Consider the following 12244-nt stretch of genomic DNA (forward strand, 5'->3'; position numbering starts at 1 on the left):
CGTCAGGCATGATAAGTTGTGTAGAGCACTCAAAAGCCCATTGCCCTGGCGAAACTTAATTTTTAAACTTCGCGAAACCCTGCGCTTTACCTTTGCCCCATGGTAAAACAGGTTTTTCTGGTTTTTCTGCTGCTTTTCGGGCAACTGGCCCACGCCGAAACCCCCGCCCAGGCCAACAAGCGGCTTTTCGATAAAACCATCGACGAGCTCAACTTTCGAACCATGGAAACGGTGTACGACAAGTCGTTCACCCGCGGCAAATTCCCACTCACGCTGCGCACCGCCGCTGCCCGTCGCAGCTTCGATGGATTTGGCGATAATGCAGGCCTGAAGCAGTTGTTCTTGAATTACAACGGAATTGCGGAGCGCTATAAAAACCGTTTCGGCAACGGGCCGCTCACGCTGGCAGAATTTGAAAAACAACTCAAATCGGTGTTGTTGGACAAGAATTTCGAGTTCTTCATTCATAACCTGCCGCGCGACGAGCGGGTGTCCCTCATCCGGGCCGAGCAGCGCCTCATCCAGCAAGCCACCGCGCAGTTCAACGACTCGGGTGCTCCGGCCGGCCCTGCCGCGGCCGTTACCGAAAACGAAGCCCAACCTGAGGCCCCCGTCACTGCACCGCTCACCACCAACGGCGATGCCAGTCCGGAAGCTGTCCCCGCCACCGTTTCCGACGAGGCCCCACTCACCAGCGCCCCGGTTGTCAGCGGCCCCGCGCCGCAACATGATTGGCTCGATTACTTCACGTTGCTGCTCAGCCTGACCAGCGTGCTGATGCTTTTCTATATTATTACCAGCGTGCTACCTACAATCAGCCGCCGCATCAACAATCTGTCGGCCAATCCAGAGCCGGAGCCCGAGCCTCGTAGTTTCAGCAGTCGCCTGCGGCCTACGCCCCAACCAGGCCTACGCGAAGACCGTTACGAAGACGATGAGGACGAAGAGGAGGGAGGCCCGGAGCCCACAGGGCCTTATCGCCACCATGACGACGACTAAACGAACTGCCTGACCATTAAATGGCTGCGTTTCTACATTTTTCTGCAAACCAAAGTATCCAGTACTCCAATCCCCATGATTCTTACCGACCAGCAAATCCTCGCGGAAATCGAGAAAGGCACCATCGTCATTCAGCCTTACGACCGCAGCTGCCTGGGCACCAATTCCTACGATGTGCATTTGGGGAAATACCTGGCCACTTACCGCGACGAAGTGCTGGACGCCCGTAAGCACAACGAAATCGACACTTTCGAAATCCCGGCCGAAGGGTTTGTGCTCCAGCCCGGCCGCCTCTACCTCGGCGTTACGGAGGAGTACACCGAAACGCACGCTACTGTGCCTTTCCTCGAAGGAAAGAGCAGCGTGGGCCGCTTGGGTATCGACATTCATGCCACTGCGGGCAAGGGCGACGTAGGCTTTTGCAACCATTGGACTTTGGAAATCAGCGTGTCAATGCCCGTTCGGATTTACCACAACATGCCCATTGGCCAGCTCATTTATTTTACCGTGCAGGGCGATGTAAATACCCTGTATAATCGCAAGCAGAACGCCAAATACAACGACAAAACGGACAAACCGGTAGAATCGATGATGTGGAAAAACAAGTGGTAAAATATAGCGTTGGCGTAATGCAGGCACACTAAACCCGAACCGCAAGCCGTTTTTCTACGTTGAAATCCATACCGTGCCGGTTCTCACTGGCACGGCCCTTGCGTAAGTGTGTTACCTAAACCCTACGACGATGACTACGAAAACTGCTTTTGCTTCCGTTCTCTTGGCGCTGCTGGCTGGTGCCGCTTCCGCACAGCAATCCCCCAACAATAATGTGCAGGTGCAGGACAAAACCCAGCCCACGCCTCGCCTTAACCCCGTCACCGACCGCGCCGAGCACCTGAGTAACCAGATGGTCCGTGACCTGCGCCTCAATAACTACCAAGCCGAAAAGCTCCGCGCCATCAATGCCGATAAAGTAGCGAAAATGGCTGCCATCGAGCGTAAAAATGCCGGCAATCCCAGGATAATTGACGAGCAGTGCAACGGCGTCTGCAAAGAGCGGGACCGCGAATTGCAGGCTGTACTCAGCAACGACCAGTATAGCAGCTATTTTAGCTCGCGCGCCAATTACTACAAGTACGACAAGGATTTTGCCAGCCAGTCGGCCAGCATTTTGCTCACTAACTCAGTGCAGAATCCTGCCCCGTCTCGGGCCAATGATGCATCAATAGCACCCGCCGCCTCCCGGCCTGCTAACCGCCCGGCCGGCAACCTAGGCCGCAATGCTCGCTAGACAGTACGCATATTGCAGCTTGCGTCACGCAAGAACAAAAAAGCCCCGCTGGTGTCATCCAGCGGGGCTTTTTACTTTGGGTATTTACTAGAAATTCACAAGCTAAAGTGAGTTTCACAAAGACATTACTCCTGTTCCTGCTTATCCAGATATTCCGACAACTCTTTGCAGAGCGCGCGCATCTTGTTAGCCATCTCCTTATCGTCGGTGGCGGTTACAATGTTCTCGGCCATTGAGCCGATATTGTCAACCACAAAGCGCTTCATTTCATCCACGGGCATGTCCTTGGTCCAGAGGTCGATTTTCATAGTGCCTACCTGCTCTCGGTCCCACAGCGCAATGTTTATGGCTTTGGCGAAGTGAATATCCGGCCCCGCATCGGTGGCCGACCAGCTAATAGCTTCGGGTACTTTGTTATCGTCGAGGGCGATGCTAAAGCGAATTTCTGATTTTTTCATAAAGGGGTAAAAGTTGTCATCCTGAGCGTAGCGAAGGACCTTATCGGGTTAGAACGGCTTTCGTTCAGCAGTGATAAGGTCCTTCGCTACGCTCAGGATGACAGTTTTGTAAGCAAAATGTTAGACGTAGTTGTTCAGCATCACCGGCATCACCAGCATCAGGATGCTTTCGTTATCGTCCGGGGTGGTGGGCATGAGGAGGCCGGCACGGTTGGGCGTACTGAGTTCCAGCGTAATTTCCTCGGAGTCAATATTCGACAGCATTTCGAGTAGGAAACGGGCATTGAAGCCAATTTCCATGTCTTCGCCATCGTACTGGCAGCTCAACGTTTCCTTCGCTTCGTTGCTAAAGTCCAGGTCTTCAGCCGATACTATCAACTCCGAGCCAGCGAGGCGCAAACGCACTTGGTGAGTCGTCTTGTTAGAATAGATGCTGATTCGACGGACCGAATTTAATAACTCCGAACGATTGATGACCAGCTTATTAGGGTTGCTTACGGGAATTACATTCTCGTAATCCGGGTAACGCTCGTCAATCAGGCGGCACACCAGGCGCATCTGGTTGAACGAGAAGAAGGCGTTGCTCTGGTTGAATTCCATCTTCACCGGCGTGGCCTCGGAGGGCAGCGTGCCCTTAAGCAGATTGAAGGCTTTGCGCGGGATGATGAGGTTGGCGGTTTGGCCGGCGCCCACGTCCTGGCGGCGGTAGCGAAGCAGGCGGTGGCCGTCGGTGGCCACGAAGGTCACCTGCGCATCGGCCAGTTGCACGAGGATGCCGGTCATGGCCGGGCGCAACTCGTCGGTACTCACCGCGAAAATGGTTTTGTTGATGGCCCGTGCCAACGACGAGGACGGCATCTCAATTGGGGCGGAACCCTTCACCACCGGCACGCGGGGGAAATCGGCGGCGTTCTCGCCGGCCAGCTTGTAGCGCCCGTTCGAAGAACTGATTTCGATGGTATAAGTTTCCTCGTCCAGCGTGAAGGTCACGGGTTGGTCGGGCAGGTTCTTAAGGGTATCGAGCAGGATGCGGGCGGGCGCGGCAATACGACCAGTATCGCGGGCCTCCACGGGCAGTTCGGTAATCATGCTCGTCTCCAGGTCGGAAGCGGTGATGGTGAGCTTACCGGCCTCAATCTCAAAGAGAAAGTTCTCCAGAATGGGCACCACGGGGTTGTTCGTAACCACGCCGTTGATGCTTTGCAGCTGCTTAAGCAGCGCGGAGGAGGATACAATGAATTTCATGGTGCGAGGCTAGAGTTGGGGGTTGGCGGGGGGCAAAGATAGGGGGCAGGGTTGGGGTTTGGAAAGGCGATTTAGTGTTTACGCAAATGCACCTTATGGAATGGCTCCCCGGCTTTGTTAGTCAAGGTATTCGTCTAAACTCACTCGCTGATAAAGCGTCTAATGCCCTTCGCTGGACCAAGTTCATCTAATGCAATTGCGAGTTTTTGCTGAAGCAATTTTTCTACTTCAAGTAAAGTCGATGCGTGATGAAGTTCTTCAATATCGTATTCTTCCAAATCACCGGATTTAGCCGATGGGTCGTGTACTTCTGCATTGGAAATCAAAAAGTGAGTGCCTTTTAGGATGACAGCCACAGTTCCGAATACGTTTGTATTGAAATGGTCTTGTAACTGATGCGCATAATGTTTGTGCTGCTCCTATCCTTTGAGTAGCGCATTAATAACCAATTCCCTATGCGAATATTTTTACACTCATAATTGGCTGACATCCATTAAGCCCCAAACGCTGCATAGCGCCGCTTGCGCCGCCACGCCCGCACGGCCCCAAACACACCCAGTAGCGCCAGCGGCACGCCGAGGTTCAGCAATTGCCAGCGGCGGCGCTGCTCGGCCAGCTTTACCTTATCGAGCGGGCGAAGGGTAATTTGCTTGCCGCGCACGGCGATGAGGCCGGTTTCGTCGAGTAGATAGTCGGTAGCGTTCAGGACCAGCTCACGGTTGGCAAATTCGGTGTTGGCGAGGCGGTCGAAGCCCAAGCGGTAGGGATTACCAGTTTTGGGGTCGACGTCGGAGCGGATGAAGTCGCCGTCAGCAACTACCAGCACTTTGCTGGGTTTGGCGTTGGCCGGCTTTTCGGGCTGGAATTGGAGGGTGCCCGGCCGGGCGCGGTTGGCGAAGAGCGAATTGAACTGACCTTCGAGCAGGTAGGCTACCGGCTGGAATCCTTTCTGGTAGAGCTTGGGGTTCGGTTCCAGGCGGGCATCGTTGAAGTTGATGGGCACTGGGGCGGGCAGTATCCGCGTATAGCGTGAGGTGGACATCAACGCGGTTTTGCGAATGCCAGTGGCCTTCACCGTATCGAGGTTGCCCACGAATTTCAGATACACCGCGTCGAGGTTGCGGGTGATAGGGTGGGGACTGAACTTATTGATAAGTGGGTAGAGCTGCCAGGGCATGGGCTCAATTTTTGGCTTGTTGCCATCCATGCCGGTCACGAGCGGAATTTGGCCGCTATTCAGGTCCAGGAGCAGGTTCTGGTTCAAGCGCAGGCCATATTTAAAGAACAGGTCGTCGAGGTTAAGGTTATAGGGCGTCGCCAGTGCCACACCATTGCGGCTCACGCTATCTAGGTCCACGCGCAGAGCATCCACAAAAAACAGGGCCCGGCCGCCCTGGGTGATAAACTGGTCGAGCTTGAACTTCTCGTCTTCGGTGTAAGGCGTTTTGGGTTGGGCCACTACCACAGCATCCAGGGCGCTTAGGTCTTTTACCTTGCTGAGCGTCACGCGGAACACGTCGTACTGCTGCTGCCAGGTGCCCAGGATGTCGCCGGCTTGCACGTTGGTCAATTCGCCGTGGCCCTCAATTACGCCGATGCGCTTGCGCAGGGCCGGCACCAGCGTGCGGATGGTACTGGCCAGTTCGTATTCCAGCCCTTCAATGCTTTGGTTGAGGCGCACATCGGCCGGGGCGGCCTGGTTGCCGCGCAGCAAAAGCACGGGCCGGTCTTTGCCGCCCACGCTTACCACGGCGTAGGGAAAGATGATTTTTTCGACGCGCTTGCCATTTTCGGTGGCACCAAGGTTGGTGGGCTTCAAGCCTTTCTTGAACAGCGAGGTGTAGAAGGCATTGCGTGCCGCTTCGGTGCTGCCCGCGCTGGGGTCGATGAAAATGTAGTTTAGGTTGGCCCCGCCGTACACTTGGAATTCGTTCAGTGTTTCGCGCACGCCCTGTTCCAGGCGGCGGAAAGCAGGCGGAAAATCACCGGTAAGGTACACCGTGATGGTAACTGGCTGCTTGAGGTCGCGCAACAGTTTTTTGGTGGCATCCGACATGGTGTAGCGCTTTTCTTCGGTCAAATCGACCCGAAAGAAAAAGCGTTGCGCCGCGAAATTGAACAGTAGCAGCAAGCCCAGAACTGCCGCAAACTGCAACAGGTCGCGCTGCTTGCGCGAAGCCGGAACCGGTGCCGTTACGGGCGAATTAGTCAACGTATTCTCCATTACCAATTCCGGCTCCGTAATACCAGCCGGGTTGCCTGCAAAGCCACCGCAACTACACTAAAAAAATAAACCAGGTCCCGCGAGTCAATCAAGCCCTTGCTCAAGTCGCGGTAATGCGCCGCAATTCCCAACTGGCCTATATAATAAGCCGCGCTGCCCTGGAGCACTGAAGCCAGCGAATCGAACCCTGAATAAACCAGAAAACAGCCCACCACGGCCACTAGAAACGCAATAATCTGGTCGCGCGTGAGCGCCGATGCCAGGATGCCAATGGCGGCAAATACCGCCGCCAGCAGCGCCAAACCCAAGTAAGAACCAACCGTTGCGGCCGAGTCAATATTGCCTTCCGGGCTGCCCAACTTGTATACCGAAAAGTAGTAAAGCAACGTCGGAATCAGGGCCAATAAGGCGAGCAGAAAACACGCTAAATACTTGCCGCCAATTATCTGTCCATCGGTCAGAGGACGAGTTAATAATAGCTCAATAGTGCCAGCTTTTTTCTCCTCTGCAAATGTGCGCATGGTGATGGCCGGAATGAGGAACAGGAATATCCAGGGAGCCAGATTAAATAGCGTCTGCAGGTCGGCGTAGCCGTAATCCAGCACGCTGCTATCGGGGAAAACCCAGACGAACAGGCCGGTGGCAATCAGGAACACCCCCAGCACCACGTAGGCGACGGGGGAATTCAGGAAAGCATTAAATTCTTTTCGAAGGATTGTTAGCATAGTGTCTGAACGTCCTGTTGAGCGGAGCCGGAGCAACGCTACTGCGCAAGTAATTAATTAGTCTTGGGGTAGAGTCATTTCGGCTCCGCTCGGCAGGACGTTCTGTTTTGGTCTTTCTGTTATTACTCGTTTCTATTTCGTCAATTCCCCAAACACCTCTTCCAAACTCTGGTGCTCCTGCCGCAGCCCCAGCAGAATCCAGCCTTCCTGCCCGGCCAGGCGCGACACGGCGGCGCGGACATCCACGCCAAGGGCAGTGCGGAGCAGCACCGCGCCATCGGGGGCGGCCTCTACGTGGCGCACGCCAGACAGCTTCGCCAGCTTGGCCGTATCCACTGCGCCTTCAAACTCGGCCCGGACGATGGTTTCGCCGGCGGCGCGGGCCGCGAGCTCGGCTACCGGACTATCGGCCACCAGCTTGCCGCGGCTGATGATGAGCACGCGGGAGCACAAGGCCGTGACTTCAGGCAGAATGTGGGTGCTGAAAATAACGGTTTTATCCTCGCCCACTTCGCGGATGAGTTGGCGGATTTCCAAAATCTGGTTGGGGTCGAGGCCAGTCGTTGGCTCGTCCAGGATGAGTACGTCCGGGTCGTGAATGAGGGCCTGGGCCAGCCCTACGCGCTGGCGGTAGCCTTTGCTGAGCGCGCCGATTTGTTTGTTCTGCTCGCGGCTCAGGCCCACGCGGCGCACCAGTTCGGCCACACGGGTGCGCAGGTTTCGGCCGCTCAAGCCATGCACCGAGCCGATGAACTCGAGGTACTCGTGCACATACATATCGAGGTAGAGCGGGTTGTGCTCGGGCAGGTAGCCCACGTGGCAGCGCACCGCGAGGCTGTCGGCCAGCACGTCGTGGCCGGCTACGCGTACGGTGCCAGCGGTGGGAGGGAGGTAGCCGGTGGCAATTTTCATCGTGGTGCTTTTGCCCGCACCATTTGGCCCGAGGAAACCCACAATTTCACCCTTGCCCGCCGTGAAGCTGATGTTGTCCACGGCATTCTGCGTGCCGTAGGTTTTGGTCAGGTGTTCAATTTCTACCATGTAAATCTTTGATTAGTTTTTCGCCCTCCGCGTTATCTCCATTGCCTGCCCCCAAAGGGGCTAGGGGAAGGGGCAGTGTGGAAGGCGGCAACTCATTTCACATTCGCCGGGCGCAGCTGTATTTCGGAAATCATGGTTGTGTCCGGTGCTTCAATGGCATGCACAATGGCGGCTGCAATGTCTTCGGGCTGCATCTTGTGCGGGTCGGGCGTAGTGCCAGGCTCTTTGCCGTTGAAATTCGTTTCAACCGAGCCCGGCATGACGCATGTCACGCGGATACCATTCGGGCGCACTTCCTTGAACAGCGAATCGGAAAAGCCCCGCACCGCAAACTTGGTGGCGCAGTAGCCACTCATGCCGGCCGTGCCTGCGGTGCCGGCCAGCGAAGCCACGTTCACGATATGGCCCGCGTGCTGGCGCTTCATTTGGGGCAGCACAGCGCGGGTGCACAGGAAAGTGCCGAGCACATTAGTGTCGAACATGGTTTTCCAGTCTTCGGTCTTGAAGCCGTCAACGTCGCCCATGATGCCCAGGCCGGCATTGTTCACCAGCACATGAATTTCGGGACCAAGCTCGCGTTGGGTATTGGTAAAAGCCTCCGTGATGGAATGCTCGTCCTGCACATCGCACTCAAAAAACTGAAAACGGTCGTGCGTGAGGCCATCAGGGGCGGTGCGGGCCCAGCCGGCCACGGCCGCGCCGCGCGCCAGCAGGGCTTCCACGGTGGCGCGGCCAATACCTTTGCTCGCGCCGGTCACAATAGCAACTTTACCGGTGAGGTCCATTTATCTTTGGGAAAAGTAAGGATGCAAATGCACTATACGAGTTTGCGGCCGCAAGTTAGCGGCCTGGGAGGGTTTGCAGGTGTATGGCGCGGGCTAAGTCGCGTTGTATTGGGCGGGGCGCTGGCGGTTGGGCTAAGCACCTGCGGCCCCGGCCACGGTACCGACTGTTTGAAAAGCACTGGTTCCATCGTTACCCAGCAGCGCGATGTAGCTGCTGGCCTGGCTACCGTTACCGCATTCGATAACGTGGACCTGCGCCTCGTACAGGACACCCAAACCTACGCCGAAGTGCGGGCTGGCGAGCATTTGATTGATGATATTGTGCTGACCCGTAAAGGCGATGCATTGGAAATAAGCAATACCAGCACCTGCAACTGGGCGCGCAGCTACGATTCACCCCGCGAGGTAACCCTGCACCTTCCTCGTATTACCAACGTGTTTTTGCGAGGGCAGGGCAACGGAAGCACGATGGGACAGTTCGTGCAGGACACCATTTTTTTCCACCTCATCGGGGCGGGCGACTATAACATCAACGTGCAGGCCCGCCAGCTTTTTCTGGACCAATACGAGTTGGGCGACATCAATATCCAAGGCTCGGCGGAGGAAATGAATTTCACACTAGGGGGCGCAGGGCGGCTGTTTGCCCAAGGCGTGCGCCTGCGCCGGTGCTATTTTAATATGACCCGCGACAGCGACGGTGATGCCCACGTCCGGGCCACTGATGCCGTTGGCGGAACCGTGGCGGGCAATGGCACGCTGTATTACGGCGGCCCACCAGCCTCTACTGATATTCGGGTGACGGGGCGGGGCAGCAAGCGAGTGGAATAGGCCACACTTGTCCTACACTGCCTCGAATGGACTTGCTCGATTTTTATTTTGCCTCCGCAACGTCCAAATACGATTAAAGAGCCTACGCATCTACAAATCGCCCAACTGGGGCCTAATTAGCAGCTCCTCAACCACCGCGTGGGGTGAAAGCGAATAAGTTGAAAATACTGCCTCCGCTACATCATCGGCCTGCACAAACCGCTCGCGCGGCAGGTCTACACCGGCCCAACTAGCCGTGAGCGTAGGGCCAGGAAGCACGGCAGTTACGCGCACCCCGCTGGCTTTTAGCTCCTCGCGCAGGTTTTTGGTAAAGCCTAGTAAGGCATGCTTGGCAATGCCATAGGAGCCACCGTTGGGGTAAGCTGTAATGCTGGCCGTAGAGCAGATATTGAAAATATGGCCCGAGCCCTGGGCGATGAGGCCTGGTAGCAGGGGCAAGGTCACGTCGTATGCGCTTAGCAGGTTCACCGCCAGCATCTGACGCAGTTGCGAACCATCGGCCGGCTCATCCTGCAGGCGGCCGGGTACGAAGGCGCCGGCATTGTTCACCAGTGCTTCTACGGGCAGCTTCAGGGCCAGCACAAAGGCGGCAAAACGGGCGCAGTCGGCCTGCTGACTAAGGTCGGCGGGCAGGGTGTGTAGCACGGCGCCGGGAACATCGGCCGTCATCTCGGTTGTAAGCCTGTCCAGGTCAGTAGCCGAGCGGGCGCAGGTAGCTACCGGGTAGCCCGCTTGCAGAAAGCGCGACACGACGGCCCGTCCAATACCTTTGCTACCACCTGTGACCACAATTAATTTTTCGCTGGTTTGGGCTCTGTTCATTTGATTTTACGTAAGGTGGCGGGGTAGCCCGCGTCTTTCCTGCGGCAACAGCCGGCCCTAAACTTCGGTTTTTATTTCTCATCAACTTTCCATGCTTAAAACTTTCGGCTCGTTCGTCCTCTTTCTGCGCGGCATGGTCACGCGCACGGAGCGGTTCCGCGTCCTCTGGAACCGCACCATCGACGAGGCCATTCTCATCGGCGTCGATTCCATCGTCATCGTTTCCATCGTGTCGGCCTTCATCGGAGCGGTAACCTGCGTCCAGATTGCTTACAACCTCACCAATCCGCTCATTCCGCAGTCCACCATTGGCTACATGGTGCGCGAAATGACCATTCTGGAACTGGCTCCCACCATCACCAGCATCGTGCTGGCTGGCAAAGTTGGCAGTAGCATTGCCGGTGGCCTGGGCACCATGCGCATCACCGAGCAGATTTCGGCGCTTGAGGTAATGGGCATCAACTCCACGTCTTATTTGGTGCTGCCGCGTATTCTAGCAGCCCTGCTCATGTTCCCCCTGCTCGTGATTTTGGCCATGCTGTTGTCCATTCTTGGCGGCTACTTGGCTGGCACGCTCACTGGCGTCATGACAGCTCAGGATTACATTGAAGGCATTCGAACCGATTTTATTCCCTACAACATCGTGTTTGCCCTCATCAAAGCGGTGGTGTTTGCCTTTCTGGTATCGGGCATTTCCGCTTTCAAAGGCTATTTCACTACCGGCGGTGCTTTGGAAGTAGGCGCAGCCAGCACCGGCGCCGTTACCAATTCGATTATCGCCATCCTGATTGCGGATTTCGCCCTGGCCGCTATACTGCTCTGAGTTAGTTGTCAGTTGCTCGTTATGAGTTGTCAGAACTACTAACGAGCAGCTGTTTAGCTGATGTCGAGCAACGAATAATTGACAACTACCATGATTGAAGTATCCAATATAGAAAAGTCGTTCAACGGCAACCCTGTACTTAAAGGCATCACCTGCACATTCGAATCCGGCAAGTGCAACCTGTTGCTGGGTGGCTCAGGCACCGGCAAAAGCGTGCTGCTTCAGTGCATTGTAGGGCTGATGAAGCCCGATATCGGTTCTATCACCTTCGATGGAACCGTATACACGAACAGTAAAATTGACATTCGGCAGGAAATCCGGCGCAAAATCGGGATGTTGTTTCAGGGCTCGGCCTTGTTCGACTCTATGACCGTTGCCCAGAATGTGGAGTTCCCCCTGCAGATGCTCACGCCCGAAATGAGTGCGGAAGAGCGTCGCGACCGGGTTGAGTTCTGCCTTAAGCGCGTAGGACTTGAAAACGCTGGTAATAAGATGCCTGCCGAGATTTCGGGCGGTATGAAAAAGCGGGTGGGCATTGCCCGCGCCATTGCGCCGCAGTGTACCTACCTGTTTTGCGACGAGCCTAACTCCGGCCTCGACCCTGCCACAAGCATCAAAATTGACAACCTGATTCACGAAATCACGCACGAATACAACATCACCACCGTCATCGTAACCCACGATATGAACTCGGTGATTGAGATTGGTGAGCACATCATCTTCCTGCACCAGGGGAAAAAACTTTGGGATGGTACCAAAGACGAAATTCTCAACGCCAACGTACCCGAACTAAGAGACTTCATCTTCAGCAGTAGCTTGGTGCGCGCTGCCAAACGCGTCGACGACGAAACGGAAGGCGGCATGGCCGCTTTCGCTGAAGAAAGCGAATCGGGTGGTGGCATTTAGGCTTATTAGCCGCTAATTTTGACTGTGAAATAACCAAGAAAGGCCACTCAATTGAGTGGCCTTTTTTGATTTGAGTACCTTTTATTGCATCCGCCTGAGT

The 12244-nt window shown here is 55.7% G+C and carries 14 protein-coding genes; 6 read left to right on the top strand and 8 right to left on the bottom strand.

Annotation, left to right across the window (positions count from 1 at the left end; genetic code table 11):
• Positions 1 to 99: 99 nt before the first annotated feature.
• The 3 genes from J4E00_RS08425 to J4E00_RS08435 all read left to right on the top strand — a co-directional run bounded on the left by J4E00_RS08425 (position 100) and on the right by J4E00_RS08435 (position 2287).
• On the top strand, positions 100 to 999 hold the full coding sequence (locus J4E00_RS08425) for a hypothetical protein (protein ID WP_208174696.1): 900 nt from the start codon (positions 100 to 102) through the stop codon (positions 997 to 999).
• 75 nt (positions 1000 to 1074) lie between these two features.
• Positions 1075 to 1611 carry a dCTP deaminase gene (gene dcd, locus J4E00_RS08430; protein WP_208174697.1) on the top strand — a complete coding sequence of 179 codons (537 nt, stop codon included), beginning with the start codon at positions 1075 to 1077 and terminating at the stop codon, positions 1609 to 1611.
• Positions 1612 to 1741: 130 nt separating this feature from the next.
• Positions 1742 to 2287, top strand: coding sequence for a hypothetical protein (locus tag J4E00_RS08435; protein ID WP_208174698.1), 546 nt, complete (start codon positions 1742 to 1744; stop codon positions 2285 to 2287).
• 125 nt (positions 2288 to 2412) lie between these two features.
• Here the strand turns inward: J4E00_RS08435 and gldC are convergent, their stop codons facing one another.
• The 7 genes from gldC to J4E00_RS08470 form a co-directional block, all read right to left on the bottom strand.
• Complete coding sequence (gene gldC, locus J4E00_RS08440; protein WP_208174699.1) at positions 2413 to 2745, bottom strand: gliding motility protein GldC; 333 nt, start codon at positions 2743 to 2745, stop codon at positions 2413 to 2415.
• Between the two features lie 120 nt (positions 2746 to 2865).
• Positions 2866 to 3990, bottom strand: coding sequence for a DNA polymerase III subunit beta (gene dnaN, locus J4E00_RS08445; RefSeq protein WP_208174700.1), 1125 nt, complete (start codon positions 3988 to 3990; stop codon positions 2866 to 2868).
• 140 nt (positions 3991 to 4130) lie between these two features.
• A complete protein-coding gene (locus J4E00_RS08450) occupies positions 4131 to 4346 on the bottom strand; it encodes a hypothetical protein (RefSeq protein WP_208174701.1) in 216 nt (71 codons plus the stop codon).
• A gap of 137 nt (positions 4347 to 4483) precedes the next feature.
• The gene (gldG, locus tag J4E00_RS08455; RefSeq protein WP_208174702.1) at positions 4484 to 6214 is read right to left on the bottom strand and encodes a gliding motility-associated ABC transporter substrate-binding protein GldG; all 1731 of its coding nucleotides are present in this window, start codon (positions 6212 to 6214) and stop codon (positions 4484 to 4486) included.
• Entirely contained in the window at positions 6214 to 6939 is a 726-nt protein-coding gene (gene gldF / locus J4E00_RS08460; protein WP_208174703.1) for a gliding motility-associated ABC transporter permease subunit GldF, read from the bottom strand. Before gldF ends, gldG begins: the two co-directional genes overlap by 1 nt.
• 132 nt (positions 6940 to 7071) lie before the next feature.
• Positions 7072 to 7980, bottom strand: coding sequence for a gliding motility-associated ABC transporter ATP-binding subunit GldA (gene gldA, locus J4E00_RS08465; protein ID WP_208174704.1), 909 nt, complete (start codon positions 7978 to 7980; stop codon positions 7072 to 7074).
• Positions 7981 to 8072: 92 nt separating this feature from the next.
• Complete coding sequence (locus tag J4E00_RS08470) at positions 8073 to 8765, bottom strand: SDR family oxidoreductase (RefSeq protein ID WP_208174705.1); 693 nt, start codon at positions 8763 to 8765, stop codon at positions 8073 to 8075.
• 168 nt (positions 8766 to 8933) lie between these two features.
• Here J4E00_RS08470 and J4E00_RS08475 point away from each other — a divergent pair, with 168 nt between their 5' ends.
• Positions 8934 to 9593 (top strand): GIN domain-containing protein, encoded by a 660-nt coding sequence (locus tag J4E00_RS08475; RefSeq protein WP_208174706.1) that lies wholly within the window; start codon positions 8934 to 8936, stop codon positions 9591 to 9593.
• 90 nt (positions 9594 to 9683) lie between these two features.
• On the opposite strand, the gene J4E00_RS08480 is transcribed toward J4E00_RS08475, so the two are convergent.
• On the bottom strand, positions 9684 to 10415 hold the full coding sequence (locus J4E00_RS08480) for an SDR family oxidoreductase (RefSeq protein WP_208174707.1): 732 nt from the start codon (positions 10413 to 10415) through the stop codon (positions 9684 to 9686).
• Positions 10416 to 10506: 91 nt separating this feature from the next.
• Between J4E00_RS08480 and J4E00_RS08485 the strand changes: the two genes are divergently transcribed.
• On the top strand, positions 10507 to 11238 hold the full coding sequence (locus J4E00_RS08485; RefSeq protein ID WP_208174708.1) for an MlaE family ABC transporter permease: 732 nt from the start codon (positions 10507 to 10509) through the stop codon (positions 11236 to 11238).
• A 90-nt stretch (positions 11239 to 11328) separates the two neighbouring features.
• Positions 11329 to 12144, top strand: a complete 816-nt coding sequence (locus J4E00_RS08490; RefSeq protein ID WP_208174709.1) for an ABC transporter ATP-binding protein — start codon at positions 11329 to 11331, stop codon at positions 12142 to 12144.
• Positions 12145 to 12244 lie beyond the last annotated feature (100 nt).

This window comes from Hymenobacter negativus (assembly GCF_017571495.1).
In the GTDB taxonomy this organism is placed as follows: domain Bacteria; phylum Bacteroidota; class Bacteroidia; order Cytophagales; family Hymenobacteraceae; genus Hymenobacter; species Hymenobacter negativus.